Source organism: Microbacterium sp. BR1, from assembly GCF_002812725.1.
Classification (GTDB): Bacteria; Actinomycetota; Actinomycetes; order Actinomycetales; family Microbacteriaceae; genus Microbacterium.
This window is the reverse complement of record NZ_NMUN01000009.1, coordinates 248,719-267,127: the sequence shown is the minus strand read 5'-3', so window position 1 is coordinate 267,127 and position 18,409 is coordinate 248,719. Positions and strand designations below refer to the sequence as shown.

At 68.2% G+C, this 18,409-nt stretch carries 15 protein-coding genes; 9 read left to right on the top strand and 6 right to left on the bottom strand.

What is annotated here, in order from left to right; translation table 11 throughout:
• Positions 1-996: a GNAT family N-acetyltransferase gene (locus tag CGU35_RS15440; protein WP_157814019.1), complete on the bottom strand. Its 996-nt coding sequence runs from the start codon at positions 994-996 to the stop codon at positions 1-3.
• A gap of 121 nt (positions 997-1,117) precedes the next feature.
• Positions 1,118-2,194 carry a glycosyltransferase gene (locus CGU35_RS15435; RefSeq protein ID WP_157814018.1) on the bottom strand — a complete coding sequence of 359 codons (1,077 nt, stop codon included), beginning with the start codon at positions 2,192-2,194 and terminating at the stop codon, positions 1,118-1,120.
• A 151-nt stretch (positions 2,195-2,345) separates the two neighbouring features.
• On the opposite strand from CGU35_RS15435, the gene CGU35_RS15430 reads away from it, so the two are divergent.
• Positions 2,346-3,170, top strand: a complete 825-nt coding sequence (locus CGU35_RS15430; RefSeq protein ID WP_198519616.1) for a polysaccharide deacetylase family protein — start codon at positions 2,346-2,348, stop codon at positions 3,168-3,170.
• 47 nt (positions 3,171-3,217) lie between these two features.
• On the opposite strand, the gene CGU35_RS15425 is transcribed toward CGU35_RS15430, so the two are convergent.
• On the bottom strand, positions 3,218-4,213 hold the full coding sequence (locus CGU35_RS15425; protein WP_157814017.1) for a glycosyltransferase family 2 protein: 996 nt from the start codon (positions 4,211-4,213) through the stop codon (positions 3,218-3,220).
• A gap of 143 nt (positions 4,214-4,356) precedes the next feature.
• Positions 4,357-5,313: a glycosyltransferase gene (locus CGU35_RS15420; protein ID WP_100812355.1), complete on the bottom strand. Its 957-nt coding sequence runs from the start codon at positions 5,311-5,313 to the stop codon at positions 4,357-4,359.
• 148 nt (positions 5,314-5,461) lie between these two features.
• Here CGU35_RS15420 and CGU35_RS15415 point away from each other — a divergent pair, with 148 nt between their 5' ends.
• From CGU35_RS15415 to CGU35_RS15405, 3 genes are read left to right on the top strand one after another with little or no spacing between them, the layout of a single operon-like run.
• Positions 5,462-6,364, top strand: a complete 903-nt coding sequence (locus CGU35_RS15415; RefSeq protein ID WP_100812354.1) for a glycosyltransferase family 2 protein — start codon at positions 5,462-5,464, stop codon at positions 6,362-6,364.
• Complete coding sequence (gene lhgO, locus CGU35_RS15410) at positions 6,357-7,577, top strand: L-2-hydroxyglutarate oxidase (protein ID WP_100812353.1); 1,221 nt, start codon at positions 6,357-6,359, stop codon at positions 7,575-7,577. Before CGU35_RS15415 ends, lhgO begins: the two co-directional genes overlap by 8 nt.
• A 9-nt stretch (positions 7,578-7,586) precedes the next feature.
• Complete coding sequence (locus CGU35_RS15405; protein ID WP_100812352.1) at positions 7,587-9,539, top strand: glycosyltransferase; 1,953 nt, start codon at positions 7,587-7,589, stop codon at positions 9,537-9,539.
• On the opposite strand, the gene CGU35_RS15400 is transcribed toward CGU35_RS15405, so the two are convergent.
• Complete coding sequence (locus CGU35_RS15400; protein ID WP_103663410.1) at positions 9,532-10,677, bottom strand: glycosyltransferase family 4 protein; 1,146 nt, start codon at positions 10,675-10,677, stop codon at positions 9,532-9,534. The two genes, CGU35_RS15405 and CGU35_RS15400, sit on opposite strands and share 8 nt — an antisense overlap.
• Positions 10,678-10,745: 68 nt before the next feature.
• Between CGU35_RS15400 and CGU35_RS15395 the strand changes: the two genes are divergently transcribed.
• Positions 10,746-11,774 carry a glycosyltransferase family 4 protein gene (locus CGU35_RS15395; protein WP_100812350.1) on the top strand — a complete coding sequence of 343 codons (1,029 nt, stop codon included), beginning with the start codon at positions 10,746-10,748 and terminating at the stop codon, positions 11,772-11,774.
• A complete protein-coding gene (locus CGU35_RS15390) occupies positions 11,771-12,889 on the top strand; it encodes a glycosyltransferase (protein ID WP_100812349.1) in 1,119 nt (372 codons plus the stop codon). Before CGU35_RS15395 ends, CGU35_RS15390 begins: the two co-directional genes overlap by 4 nt.
• A 36-nt stretch (positions 12,890-12,925) precedes the next feature.
• Here CGU35_RS15390 and CGU35_RS15385 read toward each other — a convergent pair whose 3' ends face one another.
• Complete coding sequence (locus CGU35_RS15385) at positions 12,926-14,494, bottom strand: sugar transferase (RefSeq protein ID WP_100812348.1); 1,569 nt, start codon at positions 14,492-14,494, stop codon at positions 12,926-12,928.
• 411 nt (positions 14,495-14,905) lie between these two features.
• On the opposite strand from CGU35_RS15385, the gene CGU35_RS15380 reads away from it, so the two are divergent.
• The 3 genes from CGU35_RS15380 (at position 14,906) to CGU35_RS15370 (ending at position 18,363) form a co-directional block, all read left to right on the top strand.
• Positions 14,906-16,630 (top strand): amidohydrolase, encoded by a 1,725-nt coding sequence (locus CGU35_RS15380; protein ID WP_100812347.1) that lies wholly within the window; start codon positions 14,906-14,908, stop codon positions 16,628-16,630.
• Between the two features lie 28 nt (positions 16,631-16,658).
• The gene (locus CGU35_RS15375) at positions 16,659-17,819 is read left to right on the top strand and encodes a class II glutamine amidotransferase (RefSeq protein WP_181003462.1); all 1,161 of its coding nucleotides are present in this window, start codon (positions 16,659-16,661) and stop codon (positions 17,817-17,819) included.
• Positions 17,820-17,991: 172 nt separating this feature from the next.
• Positions 17,992-18,363, top strand: a complete 372-nt coding sequence (locus CGU35_RS15370) for a hypothetical protein (protein ID WP_100812345.1) — start codon at positions 17,992-17,994, stop codon at positions 18,361-18,363.
• Positions 18,364-18,409: the final 46 nt, after the last annotated feature.

Sequence of the window (18,409 nt, the reverse complement as noted above, 5' to 3'; positions counted from 1 at the left end):
TCACCGACGTGCGAGCCTGCGGAGCCCGCGCTTCGTGGATCGCGCAATGTGCTCGGCACGCTCAGCCATACCCGCGGAGAAGATTCGCGGCTCGATCTCCACCCCGTACGCGACTCTTCCCGCTGGGGTGAGGCGGCGCTTGTAGTGGTCGTGGTAGCCGCCGATGTCGACCTTTGCCAGTCCGGCGCTCCGAGCCGCATTGAAGCACTCGACGGCGACTCGAGTGCCGACGGATCCGGTGGAAGTCGGCATCGCCACATCCCGAGCGGTGATCAGTCCCACGAGCGTGTCGCCGTCGATGATATTGACCGTTGACGCCACCGCGCTGCCGTCGGGCATGACGAGCGCGGTCGACATGAGCCGCTTCCTGCGCAGCAGTTCGGGCCACAGCGCCCGCAGATCGTCGGCCGCACCGGCTTCGTCATTCGGATGATCGGTCCAGCGGCCCTCCCACGTGTCGATAGACCACTCCAGCGTCGCTGGGTCGTCGTGCACGATGTCCCACTCCGCTGTCTTGCGCTCGACGCGTCGGAGGTCTTCCCACAGCCGGGTGGAGCGCCAGTACGCCTCGAAGTCGAACCCGTTCAGCGTCGCGACATAGGAGTCGAACGGTACGAGGCGGTGACGCGCGAAGTCCGCGTGCGCGTCACCGACGTGATCCACGATGAGAATGCGCAGCCCGAGTGAGGATAGGGCGGGCTCGAGCATCCCCTCTAGACACGGGATCGGCAGCGTCGGGGCGACGGTCGTCGTCGCGATCTCCCAGCGGTCCTGGCGTGCCCGGACCGTCGTCGCCAGGATCGGTTCACCGCGCTGCATCACGATGACGTTCTTCTTGGGCACGCTCGTCGGCTCCGAGAGCGTGCGATGCACGAGGCGCGCGACCTCATCGTCGGCTGGTACGAGATGCTCGAGCGCGTCCTGGAACTCGGCGCTTGGCGTCTCCTCGATGACGACCCGCAGCCCCCGCAGCCGAGCCCGCAGCGATTCGGTCATGAGGCTCAGACTCTCGACCGCACCCAACGTGGTCCCGCCTTCACTTGGTAGCATCACCGTTCGCCCTACAAGCTAGCAGTCGCTGGAGAGGCGCTCGCGCGGAGCGTGCCTGCGTGACACATCAATGGACGCCGGTGTCCTCGTTGCGGACGCGTCGGCGCCCCGTCGCGAGAACACGCGGCAACACCACCAGGCTTCGCGCCCCGGTGCGGGTGAGGATGCGCGCGAGGCGTCTGCGAGTGCCGGAGGCCGCCCATGCGGCACGCAGCCTGGCGGTCGGATCCAGGGTCGCCGCGAATGTGACGAGCTCATCGATGTACTCGCCGGATTCCGGGGACGAGTCCCGTTCGATCCGCGCGAGAAGAAGCGCGTACTTTGCCGCGCCGCGCCGCGCGACTGCAAGATACCGTTTGCCGTGAGCGAAGCACTTCGAGGCAGACTCGAAGGCGTCCATCCGGTGACGCAGCTCACGCAGCTGTCGTCGCTCGCCGGTCATACCGCCCTGAGTCATGGACATGTTCGAACCGTGCACACGGTAGTACGCCTGCACGGTGCCGGCGATGAAGCCGACCTTCGCGCGCGCAGCGAATCTGAGCCACATCTCCACGTCGGATGTGTACGGCAGCGCCGGATCGTAGTCGCCGACCTCACGCATCGTGGAGGTCCTGACGACCGCCTCCGGTGAATAGATCTGGTTTTCGGCGTTGCGATACAGGCGACTCGCCCATTCGACGCCGTCCCAGATCACCCAGTGGCTTGCGGGGTCCGGCACTTCCTGGGGCAGCTCCGCCTCGGTGGTGTAGTTCACCGGACCGTAGGTGAGCCCGACGTCGGGATTCGCTTCCATCAGCGCCGCTGCACGCGCGAGTGCGCCCGGCGCGAGGGCGTCGTCGGCGGATATCAGCAGCGCGTACGTGCCGGTGACCGTCGCGAGACCCTTGTTTGCCGTGCCGATGAGACCGAGGTTTTCCTCATTGCGGACGACCCGCACGCGAGAAAACCGCGACGCCAATTCTTCGGCGACGTGAAAGCTGTCGTCTGTCGAGGCGTCGTCCACGATCAGGACGTCGACGTCGACGCCTTCTTGGGTAGCCACGCTCTCCACGGCGTTCGGGAGGAAGTGCCCGTAGTTGTAGCACGGGATGACGACGCTGACAGTGGGCCGCGTCGTCAACGCGATGGGCTCGGCCTTCCTCATCGGTGCGGATTCCCTCCGGTGACGACGCGTAGAGGTTAAGTCCTCGACGCCGAGCCGATCGTACCCCACAGTCAGAGTCCGCCCGGCGGGGTCCACCTGTGGACGCGATCCGTCGGATGAGATGATCGCGACGCGCTGTAGAGTCGGACCGGTGGACATCCGATTCGGGCTCGGGATTCGCGAACGGCTTGCGACGGTAGGCGAGGGCGTCAAGAACACGGTAGGCGCTGCGCGTCTGTACGTCGATCGGCATGCGTTGGCTCGCTTCGGCCGAGACTCAGGACGTTCGGAAGGTCGGATCCTCTGCTATCACTCGCTGGACCAGCCCCGGTGGGGCGTCAATGACGTCAGTCAGGTTCGGTTCCGCCAGCAGATTGAGCTGGCGCTCGAGGCCGGCTATCGTTTCGTTCCCGCATCGGAGCTCGCTCGGACGGGTGGCGGACCGCGGGACCTGAGCATCACCTTCGACGACGGCCCGCGAAGCGTTCTTTCGGCGGCGGCGCCCATTCTGGGGTCCTATGACATCCCTTTCTCGGTGTTCGTCGTGTCGAGGTGGTCGGAGGAAGGGCTGGGAGGGAACGCGCTCAGTTGGTCTGATGTCAGCCGCGTCGCCGAGCTGGGAGCAGAGATCGGCAATCACTCTGCCACCCATCCCGACTTCTCCCGGGTCACGAAGGACCAGGCGTTGCAAGAGATCCGCGACGCGGAGGAGCTGATCGAGAAGCGCACAGGTATTCGGACGACCACGTTCGCCATCCCGTGGGGGCAGTCGGGCAACTGGCCCGTCCACGCCGATGAGGCGGCGCGGGAACTCGGGTACGACGTGCTCTACGCGCAGGCGGAGCAGACGCGCGCGCCAGGTACGGTCGCTCGCACGTTCGTGACCAAGTTCGATTCGCCGCGCGTCTTCGACGCGCTTCTGCGTGGCAGATATGACCGGTGGGAGGAGTGGATCTGGCCCGCTCGCAAGCGTTGAGCGGACGTCTCATCCCGCTCCGTCTCAGCGTCGACGCTGCGTCTGCGTCATCCGAACGGGCGTTCCGTGTCGAGATACTCGTGAGCGAGCGAAGCGGGAAGCTGCCGGTGGGACGTGTCGATCCTGCCGAGATGTCGTCCCAGTGAGAGCCCGAGGGATCTGGCTGCGCGGATGCGTGATGATCGCACCACACGACGCACGAAGTGTCGTAGCTCGTCCGGGTCGCGGAGATAATGCGCCAGACGTCCGAGCCGTGAGGCGGGCGCTGGCACCCCGACGGCATCCACCGAGTTCACGACGACGCCGACCTCCCAGTCGCGCTCCTGTGTGGGCGGTCCTCCGCGCGCAGCATCGAACTCGCCGATGACGAGCGCGTAGCGGTGTTGCAGTTGGCGCCTCCCCTGCTGGTATCCCATGAACTGGCGCACCGTCGCAGCGAACCCCGCTCGACGACTGTGGTCGATGATCGCGCTGCGGCACTCGGTGAGGGGGTAACCCCCTAACTGGAGCCGCCACGAGAGGTCGACGTCCTCTGCAGTGCGTAGTGTCTCGTCGAATCGACCGACGTGGTGAAAGGCCTCGGCATGGACGGCGAAATGTGCGCTGCTCCCGAACGGCAATTCGGGCAGGAACGGCATACGCAAGGTCGTGACCAGGTCGAACAGGGGGCGCTCGGTCGTGGAATACGTCGACTCGATGCGTGCGCACGTCACCACGAACGGATTCTTTGAGAGAACCGGCAGGAGATGTGCGAGCCAGTCGTCGGTGACCGCGTCGTCGGCGTCGCAGAAGGCGAGCAGCGGCGCGCGCGCCGCGATCGCTCCCGCGTTCCGCGCGGCGGATGGCCCGCGGCGGGAAGAAGCATCGATGATTCGGAGCGGCAGTCGGCCGATCCACGCGCGCGCGACCGCAGCTGTGCGGTCTGTGGAACCGTTCTCGCTGATGATCACTTCCCACTCGACATCCATGCGCTGTCGCGACAGGGCCTCCAACTGCCGACCGAGGGTCGCCTCCGCATTGTAAGCAGGGATGATCACGCTCACGACCGGCGCAGATGCTGCGATTGGAGCGCTGTCGGGGGCCACCCGGCGATCGTAGCGTGGACGCGAGCGCGGGCGCCTTCCGATCATGGACTGCGGTCAGGTGCGCACATGCACTGGCGCCTGTCGCGTGACTTCGATCGTGCTCACGCGGTCGGGAGACGACGGGGGACCGGCAGCTGCGCAACGCCGTCGACATTCTCCCTGCGGTATCCCCATCGGAATGCGAGGGCGGCGAGGTAGGGGGTGATCGAGACCGGGTTGCGTATCACTTCGAGCGCCTTGCGGGGGAGCCGGCCCAGCCTGTCCAGGGCTCCTGCGAGCCGGTGCGCACCCTTCGCTGGCACGGCGACGGGTGCGGCCACCTGTGGGGCGACCTGGCGCGCGTAGGCGGCGCGAACGAGCGCGTACCGATACGTGAGCACTCGTGTCCCCGCCCCTTTGGCGCGTGCCTGCCGGATCGCCGCCAGGATTCCGGCGCGCTTGCGATAGTGCACGACAGCTGACGGTGCATCCACGAGCCGGTTACCGGCGAGTTGCACTCGCCAGGAGAAATCGAGATCTTCGCCCGCAAACAGTGACTCGTCGAACCCGTCCACCGCCGCGAAGACGTCGGCGCGCACCCCCATGTTGTTGGACCCGCACGCGGGCAACTGTGGCAGAGCCGGGTCGTGGAAGGTGGGTCGGTCCCAGCCGTAGTCCCACTCCCGTCCGGGATTCAAGAGCTTGTGTTCGACTATGCCCGCGACGAACGGTGCGTCCGCGAGCGCGTCGTGAAGCGCACGAGTCCAGCCCGCCCCGACGACGTCGTCGGCATCGCAGAACAGGAGCAGTGGCGCGATAGCGGCCCCGGCTCCGATGTTGCGTGCCGCCGAGGCGCCGCGGCGGCACGAGGCATCGACGAGCCTCAGGTTCGGCATCCGATCCACGAAGGCGCGGACGATCGACGCAGTGTCGTCGTTCGAGCCGTTGTCGCACACCAGCACTTCGAACGGGAAGTCGACATCCTGGTCGGCGAGCGCCTCCAGTTGCTCGCCGAGGAAGGCCGCCGCGTTGTACGCGGGGATGACGATGCTCACGACGGGTCGTGCACGCAACGCCATCGTCCTCTCCTCTCGTGCGCGCCGACCGCCGGTGCCGCACCGTTGATTCCATCATGGGGGATCGGAGGGCGGTAGTCGGTGCTCCCATATGCTGGACCGTAGCGGCGCCGATAGGCAGGCGGGGTGCCGGAGCGCAGCGGGGGGTGCGATGGTCGGCGATGAGGGGGCGGCATCCGCGGCGTTCGACGACGTCGAGATCGTGGTCGTCGCCTACGGCGCTCCCGAACTACTGCGCGGCGCCCTCGCGCCGGTGCGCGGCTTCGCGGTCACGATCGTGGACAACTCTTCGATGCCCGAGATCGAGAGTATCGCGCGCGAGGAGGGCGCTGCGTATTGGGACCCGGGCGCGAACCTCGGATTCGGCGCGGGCGTGAACTACGCGCTCGCGCGTCGTCGCCTGCCCGGAGCCGACGTGCTCCTGCTCAACCCCGATGCGGTCGTGGCGGCCGAGGTCATCGGCAGATTGCGCGAGTCGTTGCATGCCGAGCCGCGGATCGCGGCGGTGGGGCCCGCGCAGGTGTACGCCGATGGCAGCCATCAGCAGGTCACGTGGCCGTATCCTCGGCCGCTCCAGTACCTCGCGAGCGCGGTGATGCTCGGCGGGCTCGTGTCCGTTGAGCCGCGCTACGTCATCGGCTCGGTCCTGCTTGTCAATTCCGCGGCGCTTGAGGAGGTCGGCGGGTTCGACGAGGACTTCTTCCTGTACGCCGAAGAAGCCGATTGGGAGTACCGCGCGCACAAGGCGGGCTGGCGCAACGTCGCTGTCGACGATGTCACCGCGCTTCACGTCGGTGCCGGCACGAGTCTCGACCTCGACCGCCGCGAGGTGTTCCTGCACGCCGGTCTGGAGCGTTTCCTGCGCAAACACTACGGGTGGTGGGGGTGGCAGGTCGCGCGATGGTCGATCGTCGTCGGCGGCATCCCGAGGGTGCTGGTATTTCGCGGTCAGCGCGGGCGCGCGGCGCGCGCCCGCGCTGACTTGTTCCGGCGGGGACCCGTAGCGGTGGAAGCGTCGATCCGTCAGCGACCGGGGGTGCGCGTCGATGACTGAGCGTGTAGGCGTCGTCGGGGGCGGCATTGTGGGAGTCGCTCTCGCCCGACTGCTGACCGGCCGGGGCGATGACGTGACCATCTTCGAGAAGGAGTCGCACCTCGCTCAGCACCAGACCGGCCACAACTCGGGCGTGGTGCACGCGGGACTGTACTACAAGCCTGGTTCGCTGAAGGCGACTCTATGCGCGTCAGGTCGGGTCAAGATTCGCGAGTTCTGCGAAGAGAAGCGTCTCCCGTACCGGGAGGTGGGAAAGCTCGTCGTGGCGGTCGACGCGTCGGAGCTCGCAGCGCTCGCCGAAATCGAGCGTCGCTCTATCGAGAACCGTGTCCCCGATCTCGCACGGATCGACGACATCGTCCGCCTGCGCGAGATCGAGCCACACACCGCCGGCGTCGCGGCGGTCCACTCGCCGCACACGGCGGTCGTCGACTACTCGACGATTACCGAGGCCATGGCGCAGGATGTGCGCGCGGCGGGCGGGCGCATACTGCTCAGTCACGAGGTGACGGGTATGGCTGAGGAGAACGGTCGAGTGCGCGTGACGACGCCCGTCTTCGATGATGTCTTCGACCGTGTGATCGTGTGCGCGGGGCTTCACTCGGACGCGGTCGCACGATTCGTCGGTGCGGATCCCGCGCCCAAGATCCTTCCGTTCCGTGGCGAATACTGGGAGATGACGCCCGAGAGTGCGTCGCTCGTGCGCGGCATGATCTACCCCGTTCCCGACCCGCGGTTCCCCTTCCTGGGCGTGCATTTCACGCGCGGCGTCTACGACGCCGTGCATGTCGGCCCGAATGCGGTGCCCGCTCTCGCGCGCGAGGGTTACCGCTGGCTGCGGATATCGGCGAGGGACACGTGGGAGTCGCTCTCCTGGCCGGGAGCATGGCCGCTCGCGAAGCATCATTGGCAGATGGGGGTCGACGAGATCTCGGGCTCGCTGATCAAGCCGCTGTACTACCGAAAAGCGCGCCGATTCCTGCCGGAGTTGAAGATCTCGGATCTGTCACACAGGGCTGCTGCGGGTGTCCGGGCTCAAGCATGGGGACGCGCGGGAGAACTGATCGACGATTTCGCCGTCGACCAGGTCGGAGCCGTCACGCTGCTGCGTAATGCTCCTTCGCCTGCTGCGACCTCCTCGATCGCGATCGCGGAATATGTCGCGGAGCACTACCTCGCCCCGACGCCGCGCTCGCGACACCACCGTCGCTAGGCTCGACGGGTGAGAGTGCTGCGGGTCGCCCACCATGCCGTCGTGTCGGCGTGGCGCGAGCGCGAACGACGGCTGCGCGGTCTCGGCGTCGATCTGAAGCTGATCTCGGCCAAGCGCTGGAACGAAGGCGGCCGCGATACCGACCTCGAGGCGGACGGTGACCGGTTCGTCGCGGCGGCTTCGACGCTCGGCACACACCCGAACGCCTTTCTGTACGATCCGCGCCCATTCTGGCGCTCGCTGAAGGCCCGTCCCGACATCATCGATCTGCACGAGGAGCCGATGGCCCTCGCGACGGCCGAACTGCTGCTGCTGCGCAAGCTGAGGGGCACCAGGGCGCCCTACGTGCTCTACTCCGCGCAGAACATCGACAAGCGCTACCCGATCCCGTTCCGCTGGTTCGAGCGTGCGGCGCTCCGGGGCGCCGCTGGCGCCTATGTGTGCAACCGGGAGGCGGGGGAGATCCTCGTGCGAAAGGGCCTGCGCGGACCCGCGCGGCTCATCCCCCTCGGAGTGGACACGGCGCGATTCTCGGTCGCGGAGCGGGACGAGCCCGGGGACGCACCGATCATCGGATATCTCGGGCGTCTCGAGCCGTACAAGGGCGTCTCGACGCTCTTGCGCGCCGCCGCTGATCGTCCGCGGTGGCGCATCGAGATCACCGGCGACGGGCCGCAGCGAGCAGAGCTGGTCGCGCTCGCCGCGGAGCTCGGCATCGCCGACCGGGTCGCGTTCCTCGGCTTCGCGCAGGGCGACGAGCTCGCCGACCGGTATCGTCGCGTCGACGTCGTGGCGGTGCCGTCCGTCCCGTGGCCGGGGTGGCTCGAGCAGTTCTGTCGTGTGGCCGTCGAGTCCATGGCCTCGGGCGTTCCCGTCGTCGCGAGTCGCTCCGGCGCCATTCCCGACGTCGTCGCCGAATCCGGCATCCTTGTCGAGCCCGGGGATCCCGAGGCGCTTCGCGACGGCATAGATGCGGCGCTCGTGCCGTCGCGCTGGAGAGACCTCCGAGTACGCGGAGTCGCTCGGGCGGCGGACTTCACGTGGGAGCGCGTTGCGGAGCAGCAGCTCGCCCTCTACCGAGAGGTGTCTCCCGAAAGAGATTCCGGGGCGGCCCGCCCGCCTCAGGTCGTCGCGGTCGCCTATGGCGACGCCGACATGCTCGACGGCGCGCTCGAAACTCTGGGCGACGGGTTCGGCCTGACGATCGTCGACAACTCTTCTTCGGGCGAGACACGCGCGATGGCCGAGCGGCGCCGCGCGCACTACATCGATCCCGGAAGCAATCTCGGCTTCGGCGCAGGCGTGAACGTGGCTCTGAAATCGCTCGCCGAGCGCGGTCTTGCGGCGGACGACGTGCTTCTGCTGAACCCTGACGCTCGGATCGGCGTCGACGCGGTGACCGAGATGCACCGCCTGCTGCACTCGGGCGCGCGCATCGCGGCCGTCGGGGCGACGCAGACCGAGCCCGAAAGCGGGGAGCGGGTGCGCGCTGCCTGGCCGTTCCCGAGTCCGTTTCGCGCGTGGATCGACGCGCTCGGACTCGGCCGCTTCGACCGCGCGCAGCACTTCGCGATCGGATCCGTACTGCTGCTGCGCGCCGAGGCGATCTCGGCGATCGGCCTGCTCGATGAGCGGTTCTTCCTCTACGCCGAAGAGGTCGACTGGCAGAAGCGCGCGACGGATGCGGGCTGGCGCATCGCTATCGCGCAGGTCGACGCGACGCACATCGGCGCAGGAACGGGCGGCGACGGCACGCGGCGGGAGGCCCTGTTCTTCGCGAGCAACGAGGAGTACCAGCGCAAGCACTTCGGCGCAGCGGGGTGGCAGTCGTTCCGCATCGCCGTCATGCTCGGCGCGGCGGTACGCGGCGCTCTTCTGCGGGGGGCACGTGGTGTCGATGCCCGTAGGCGCCTGGCGATCTTTCGCGAAGGGCCGATCGCGCATCTTCGCCGTATCAGCTGAGCGTGTGCCCCGCGAGCTTCTCCTGGTGGACGCGCTCGTAGACGGCGAGCGTCTGCTCGGCGACGGATTCCCAGGACGTGTAGCCGGCGGCATCCCTGCGTGCTCGCTCGCCCATCCGGCGCCGTAGGTCGCGGTCGTCGACGAGCGGACGCAGCGCCCGGGCGATGGAGGCCCCGTCGCGCTCGATGACCGCACCGTTCTCACCCTCGACGATGAACTCCTCGGCCACGCCGAGGTTGGTCGCGACGAGGGGGAGCCCGGATGCCGCTGCCTCGAGTTCGACGAGCCCGAACGGCTCGTACATCGTCGGGAAGACGAAGATGTCGGATGCCTGGAAGTAGTCCTCGACGATGGGGGAGTGGCCGACGAACGTGACTCTGTCGGCCACGCCGAGTTCGGCGGCGCGCGATCGGAAGGGCCCAGGGTCGTCGCCACCGACGACGAGCAGCTTCACCGTGGCCGGCAACGCGGGGAGGGCGTCGATGATCGCGCGCAGGCCCTTGCGGCGAAACTCCTTGCCGACGAACAGCAGCACGACGTCGTCGTCGATGTAGCCGTGCTGAGTGCGGATGCGGGCGCGGCGGGCCGCGGCATCCGTCGGCTGGAAGCGCGTCACGTCGACGGCGTTGGGGATCACGGTGATGAGGTCGGGGTCGACGCCGTAGTACCGCGTGAGCTCGCGTCCGACGGTCGGGGAGACGGCGATGGCCCGGCGCACGCCGCCCGGCCGGTAGTTGCGCTGTTCAACCCGCAGCACCGCGTGGTGGAAGGGATTCGCGAGTGCCCGCAGCGCTTCGCCGTTGCGGAACTTCATCTCCCACCAGGCGCGGTGGCAGCTGTGGGCGGTGATGACGTCCTGCACGCGCGTTGCGCAGCCGCCCTGGTTGTGGATGATGTCGAAGCCCTGGCCGGCGAGCGCTCGCGTGGCCGCGGCCGAGTATGTAACGGGCACGATGAAGCCCGGTCTGCTGCGCGCCTCGACCCGCAGCCACTTCAACGGCGGCTCGGGGTGCGGATCGACATCGGTCGCCACGAGCGTCAGATCGATACGGTCCTGGACCCGCAGCGCGAGTTCGTACGACGCGCGCTCGATGCCACCCTCGTTGTTGAACCGGAAGGACGACATCGCTACACGCACACGGCAATGCTAGCCAGGCACGAGGCTGCCTCGGTTGCTCATAGACTGCAACGGGATTACGCGAGGGGGTGACTGACGTGCGGGTAGTGCACCTCGTCTGCTCGACGGGCTTCGCCGGCGTCGAGAACTACATCGTCAACGTCGCCTCGGGGCTGGCCCGCGACGGAGTCGACGTCACCGTCATCGGCGGGTCGTCCGCGCAGATGCAGAGGGCGCTCGCAGCGACGGATGTCGACTGGCTTCCCGGAGACGACATGCGTGGCGCGCTGGCATCGCTGCGCAGGACTGCGGCCCCCGACATCCTTCACACGCACATGAGTCAGGCCGACCTCGTCGGATGGCTGCACCGCCGCTGGCGTGGCCGCAAGAGCCGACAGGTGAGCACGCGCCACTTCGCCGGTATGCGCGGTACCAGCACCCTCGCACGAGCAGCCTTCCGCCCGGTCGGCCGCTCACTCGCTGCCCAGATCGCCATCTCGGAGTTCGTCGCTCACAACGTCGAGCCGCCTACGGAGGTCGTCTACTCCGGAGTCGAGTCCGCGGATGCCGCGATGTCCCGTGAGCCGTTCGTTTTCGCGGCTCAGCGCCTCGAACCCGAGAAGCGCACCGCGGATGTGATCGAGGCGTGGGCGCGCTCGCGAGGCGCCGACGAGGGATGGACGCTGCGGATCGCGGGCGACGGCTCGGAACGCGGTCAGCTCGAACAGCTCGCGCGCACGCGGGGGGTCACGGGAAGCGTGGAATTCCTCGGGCATCGCTCCGATGTTCCGGAACTGCTCGCGCGGGCCGGACTGGTCGTCGCTCCGACTCCGCGCGAAGGGCTCGGAATCCTCGTGCTCGAAGCCATGGCCCAGGGAACCCCCGTCGTCGCATCCGCGGGCGGGGGACACCTGGAGACCGTCGGCGTCGCCACGCCCGATCTGCTCTTCGCCCCCGGTGACGCGACCGACGCGGCCCGCGTGATCGATGCACTGCTCGTCGATCCCGGGCTTCGTTCGGAGGCGGGAAGCGCGCTCCGCCGCCTTCAGCGGGACCGCTTCACGATCGGTGGCCAGGTCGCAGGAACCCGCGCGGTCTACGAGCGGGTGCTCGCGTGAATCGCGACCTCGTCGTGCTCTCGCTCGAGCCATGGGATGACGTGTGGCGCCGCAACCAGTACCTCGTGGACGGACTCCTGCGCGCCGATCCGACCCTGCGCGTGCTCTTCGTCGAGCCTTCGAACGATCTGCTGCACTCCGTCGTCGCGGGCCGGGGTATCAATCGCGGCCGAGGCCTTCGGATCGCGGACGGGTACGCCGGTCGCCTGAGCCTGTTCCAGCCCGACAAGGTGCTGCCGCGATTCGCGGGGCCCGCCGCCGACGCGCTTCTTCGACGGGACGTGCGCCGGGCGGTCACGAGAGCGGGACTCGTGGAGCCTGTGCTCTGGGTCAACGACCCCAGCTGGGCCGGTCTGGTGGCGAGGACGGGCTGGCCGAGTCTGTACGACATGACCGACGACTGGCTCGCCGCCGACCGCGGCGAACGTGAGCTCCGTCGGATCGCCGCGAACGAAGCGGTGCTGATGCAGCGTTGCCGCGCCGTCGTGGTCTGCTCCACAGGGCTCTTCGACACGCGCAGCGAGGAGCGGTCCGTGGTTCTCATCCCCAACGCCGTCGACGTCGCTCGCTATCGCGTGCCCCATGATCGGCCCGCTGACCTGCCGGAGCGGTCCGCTCTCTATGTCGGCACGCTCCACGAGGACCGGCTCGACGTCGATCTCGTCCTGCGGACGGCGGATGCCGCGGCATCCGCTTCGGGATCGGTCGTGCTCGTCGGTCCTTCGGCCCTGGCCGCCGCCAACGTCGATCGACTCGCGGCTCACCCCGCGGTGGCGCTGCTCGGCCCGAAGTCCTTCACCGATGTTCCGGCGTATCTCCAGCACGCCGCCGTCCTGATCGTGCCGCACATCGTGGACGCGTTCACGGACAGCCTCGATCCGATCAAGCTCTACGAATACCTCGCGGTCGGCCGACCCGTCGTCAGCACCCCCGTGGCGGGGTTTCGTACGCTGGCGAGCGACTCCCTGACCGTCGCCGATGCCGCCGCATTCCCGGATGCGGTGTCCGCGCTCCTGGCGGATCCCGCACCGTCCGTGGTCGTGGAGGACGTCCCCGACTGGAAGGACCGGGTCGCGGCCTACGTCGAGGTGCTCGCGCCGCTCAGGGCGGAGTGAGGCGGTTGCCAGGGCGGACGGCTCCGGCTGGCGGGCTCAGTAGGCGCCGTCGGCCTTGAGGACCGAGCCGACCGTACGCCAGACGAGCCGGAAGTCCCCGACCACGGACCAGTTCTCGACATAGCGCAGGTCGAGGCGGACGCTCTCCTCCCAGGAGAGGTGGCTGCGGCCGCTCACCTGCCACGGGCCGGTGATGCCCGGCTTGATGTAGAGACGTCGATACGTCGAGGTGCCGTATTCCTTGGTCTCGGCCAGGAGGGGCGGGCGCGGACCCACGATGCTCATGTCGCCGGCGAAGACGTTCCAGAACTGCGGCAGCTCGTCGAGCGAGTACTTGCGCAGGAAAGCGCCCACCCGCGTGACACGAGGGTCGGACTTCAGCTTGAAGAGCGGACCGGATCCCTCGTTCTGCTGCTTCAGCTTCTCGAGCTGCTGCTCGGCATCGACGTGCATCGAGCGGAACTTGAGCATGAAGAACTCCACGCCGTCGCGTCCCACGCGTCGCTGGCGGAAGAACACCGGTCCGCGGCTGTCGAGCTTGATCGCGAGCGCGATGAAAGGAGTGGCGAGACCGATGAAGAGCAGCGCGATGGAAGAGAGCGCGACATCGAAGGCTCGCTTGGTCAGGTGACGCCCACCCTCGAAGGTCGGGATCTCGACCTGGATGAGAGGCAGGCCCTCCATCGGCCGGAGCGACATGCGGGGTCCGGCGACGTCGACGAGCGGGCTCGAGAGGACGAGCTCGGCCGCGGTACCCTCCAGCTGCCAGGACAGACGCTTGATGAATCCGCGGTCCTCGTCCGGAGTGCTCGCCAGGATGATCGCATCGGCGCCGAGCGCCGTGGCCTGCGAGGCGATGCTCCGGAGGTCGCCGTACGCGCGGTAGTGCTCGCCGCCGACGACGATCTCGCTGTCCTCGCCGGTGTCGAGCGTGATGCCCACGACGTGGTAGGCCATGCGGCCGTCCGCTTGGAGCGAGGAGAGGACGTACTCGACATCGTGGCGGTTGCCGACGACCATCGCACGCGAGACGTAAAGGCCCGCCACCCGCTGGCGCTGAAGCCATCGGCGCCACAACCAGCGGCTGAGCACGAGGCCGACGATACCGACGGGCATCGCGATGAGGAGCTGTGACCGGATCCCCTGCGACTGCATCAGCACGAAGCCGATCGCGAGGATGCCGAACGCGAGACCCGTCGCGTGCAGGACTCGCTTGTACTCCGTCATCCCCTGTCCCATGACGCGCGAACTCCGCGACTGGAAGAGTGCGAGCAGTAGCAGCCAGATGGCGGCGGTCACGAGGAACACGCGACCGTACTGCCACGGTGCATCGGTCAGGTCGACCTGCGCGATCGTGTCGATCTGGATCCACGCTGCGAGTCCGGCGGACGCCAGGACGATGACGAAGTCGGTCCAGACGAGCCGCATCCGGTAGTAGCGCTCCCAGCGCTGCCGCCGCTCGAGCGCGGCGGTCGTGACGGGAGACGCGATCGCCCGCGTGGCCGGTGCGACGATGGCCGGTGCGACGATGGTCGGCGCGGCGACGGGCGTCGCGACGAACGATGAGCGCAGCGCGGCAATCCGCGCGTTCTCGACGGTAGTCATGGCTTTCCGTCACCCACGGAAGCCGCAATTGCAGATGCCTGCACGTGTATCCCCAGTTTTTCCCCAGATCGCGGCGCCCAAGCCACGACAAATTCCCCAAGTGCATCACCAAGAGGTACCCCTCGGATCGAACCCCACGTTCAATCACCCAGAAAGACCCAACCCCAAGTTCGGTCTTTCCTGACAGCTGGTGCCAGGTGATGCAGTGTTGATGCTACCGGAGTCCTGCGACGATCCGGAAGCGGAGAATCCTCAGATTGTGCTCAGTTTCCGCGCAGCATCGGATCGAGGCCCGTCGCGAGCGTATGCCGAACAAAGGGAACGGTTCGGTATGCGCCATCATGGGGGAGACGATCTCCGATCGTCTTGTATTGGGTTCATGCACGAGGACGGCCCTACATGGAGGCCCCAATGACCGACTACATACTGACCGCCGGTGCCATCCTCACGATGGACCCGAAGAAGCCTCGAGCAGAAGCCGTCGCGGTGTCGGGCGAGCGGATCGTCGCGGTCGGGTCGCTCGACGAATGCCGGTCGGCACTTCCCGGTGCCGACGTGCGCGACTCCGGCGTCGCGGTCCTCATGCCCGGGTTCATCGACCCCCATTCACATCCGGTCCTCAGCGGCATGGCGACGATGCCGCCCGGCTACTACATCGCCCCGTGGGTCGCGCCGACCTGGGATGCGGTTCTCGCGATCTTCCAGAAGGCGATCGACGAGACGCCCGCGGGCACGGCGCTGTCCTTCTTCGGCTACGACGGACTCCTGCAGAACCACGAGGCCCCGACCGCCGCATCCCTCGACGCGATCTTCGGCGACCGGCTCGTGCTGGTCTTCGGCAACTCGGGGCACACGGCCTACGTGTCTTCTGCGGTGCTGCGCACGCTCGGCTGGATCGACAACCCGCCCGCAGACCCGCCCGGCGGCAGCTACGGGCGCCTCGCCGACGGGAGCCTGGATGGCTCGGCCACAGAGGTCCCCGCATGCCTGGCCCTGGCGCATCCCGTCCTTGCCGCCCTGCCCGGAAAGCCGTTGCAGGGCGCCGTCGAGTACTACGCCTACATGTCGCGCGCGGGCATCACGTCCACGTCCGAGCACACGTATCAGACGAGTCTCAAGCCGGCGTACGAGGCCCTCGCGGCGCTCCCGAGTTCGCCGTTGCGCGTCGCTTTGTACCACATGTCCACCGAGGTCGACTGTGGTGAGCCGTTCGTTTCGACCGCGCCCCAGACCATGTTGCACAAGCGTGGAATCAAGCTGTGGGCCGATGGCTCGCCCTGGGTCGGCAACGTCGCGATGTCCGAGCCGTACCTCGACACCCCCGCCACGCGCGCGGCGGGGATCGCGCCGGGCGTGGCGGGCGAGAAGATGATGAACTACCCGCGCGAGCGCCTCGACGCGCTGCTCGACGAGCACGCGCCCGAGGGTTGGCAGATGGCCTTCCACGTGAACGGCGACATCGGGCTCGACATCGTGCTCGATGCCTTCGGACGCGCGCTGGAGAAGCACGATCTGCTCGGCACCGATCACCGCTGGCGCGTGGAACACGTCGGGGGAGCGCGCGGCGAGCAGTTCCGGCGGGCGGCGAGCCTCGGTGTGGTCGCGTCGATGGGCCCCTTTCAGTACTACTACTGGGGCGATCTGCTCGACGGGCAGCTGTTCTCCACCGAGACGGGCGTGGGATGGCAGCGGTTCCGCGACGCTTTCGACGCGGGGGTGCATCCGTCCTTCCACAATGACGGCAGCGTCTCGCCGCCGACGCCCCTGCTCAACGTGCAGACGGCGGTGACACGCCGCACGAGTTCGGGCGCCGTGCACGGGCCCGACCAGGCCGCGACGCTGTGGGAGGCGCTCTGCGCGCAGACGATCAACGCCGCGTACGCGCTCGGCACGGACGGCGATGTCGGATCGATCGAGCCCGGCAAACTCGCCGACTTCGTCGAACTCTCCGCCGACCCCTACGCCGTCGCGCCGGAGCGGATCGGCGAGATCCGGGTGCACGGCACGTGGCTCGGCGGGCAGCGCATCGACGTGAAGGAGTTCGTCGAGGCATCCGGACAGGTCGATCATGCGTCGTTCGAGAAGCTGCGCGCGATGGGTCCGCCGGCCTGCTGCCACCACGCCGCGCACGCCTGATCGGGCACCACATAAAGAGGAGCGCCGGATGTCCCGGATGCTGGCCTACGTCGCCGATCGCCCGCTGACACCGCGCGAGGCTTGGGACGAGGGGGTGCTCGATGCGTTTGCGGACCTCGCGCGCCTGCACGCAGACGGGTGGGGCAGTGCATGGATCGATGCCGGTGGCGGGGTCGGGAGCGCGGGCGGCGTCGAGGCGTTCGAGCCGGGCAACCTCGATGGGGCCGCGGCCAGCGTCGCGCGGATCGTGTACCTGCGCTTCGCGAGCAAGGGATCGCCCGCCCTGCCTGAGAACACGCAGCCGTTCGTCCGCGATGGGCTCGCGTTCCAGCACAACGGACTACTCGCGCCGCGCGACCGGGGGCTGGGCCTGTTGGCACCCGCGGATGTCGCGCAACTCGTCGGCACCACCGACAGCGAGGTGTACTTCGCGGTCGTCCGCCGGCACCTGCGCGCGGCGGGTCCCGACGAATCCGCTCGGCTCACGGCGATCGCGGCGGCGGTCAACGAGGTGCGCGCGGTCTACCCCGATGCCTGTCTGAACGCGTTCCTGCTCGACGATTCCGGCCTGTTCGTCGTGCACTCGGCAGGCCGTGCGGCGACCCCGCTGCCCGCTTTCGCGGAGCGCGGGTTCACGCCCGACCTGCTGCCCCCGGGGCACGGCCCGGACTACAACACGTTGCGCGTCGTGCGCGCGGCATCCGGAGCGTTCGTCGTTGCGACGACGGGTGTCGATCAGGACGGTTGGGATGCGCTTCCCGTCGACTCGGTGTCGCGCATCGACGTCGCGGGCATCCGATCCGTTCCCATCGAACCCGCGGTCGCTGGCGCAGGCATACGCTCGGTCTTGATGACTCTTCCCAATTTTCGCGAGGCGGCCCCGAATGCCGTGGCGACGCTCGTCGTGCAGCTCGCCGTCACGAAGCTCGACGCGCTCGCCGTGATCTCGCTCGCGGTCGACAGCCCGGTGCTCGCCGCGGGTTCGGCGCGGCCCCGTATCGAGCTCGACGGGGGAGCGTGGGCCGAGGTCGACATCCCGAAGTTCGGCGAGCCGCCGCCCCTCGCGATCGATGTGCGTTCGCCCCTCGGGCTCGAGCACGCGCGACTGTCGGCGCTCGCGCTCGCCGCGGCGCTGGAGCGCGAGGCGGGCTGGAGCGTCTACCCGGACTTTCCCGTCGCCGCTCCCTGAGCCGAATCCACGCTCCCCGAGCCCGTCGAAGGGAGCACCCGAACCGCGGTGTCATAGCCTCGACGACGAGCGTTTCGTCGTGCCGCTCGGGGACGAGGCGCCCGCTCGTGGCCGCCACGCTGGGATCGCTCGAAGGCTGATGCTCCGGATGCTGAGCCCGCTACGGTGAGTTGTGCTCTACGCGATCATCCTCACCGTCGTGCTCGTCGGTCTCACGGGCTTCCAGCTCGCTCTCGCTGTCGGCGCACCCTGGGGGCACTTCGCGTGGGGCGGCCAGCACCGCGTTCTTCCCGTCGGCCTGAGGATCGGCAGCGTTGTGTCGATTCTCGTCTACGCGCTGATCGCGGTGATCGCGTGGGACAGGGTCGGGACGATCGACGTCTTTCCCGATTCGTTCTCCGAGGTCGCGATGTGGGTGATCTTCGGGTATTTCGTGCTCGGAATCGCGGCGAATGCGATCTCTCGAAGCAAGCCGGAGCGGTACACGATGGTGCCCGTCGTGATCGTCCTCGCGGTGCTGTCGCTGCTCATCGCGCTGGGCTGAGCGGTTCGGGGCGCCCGCGCGGCGTCGTGACCGTGCGGCGTCGTGA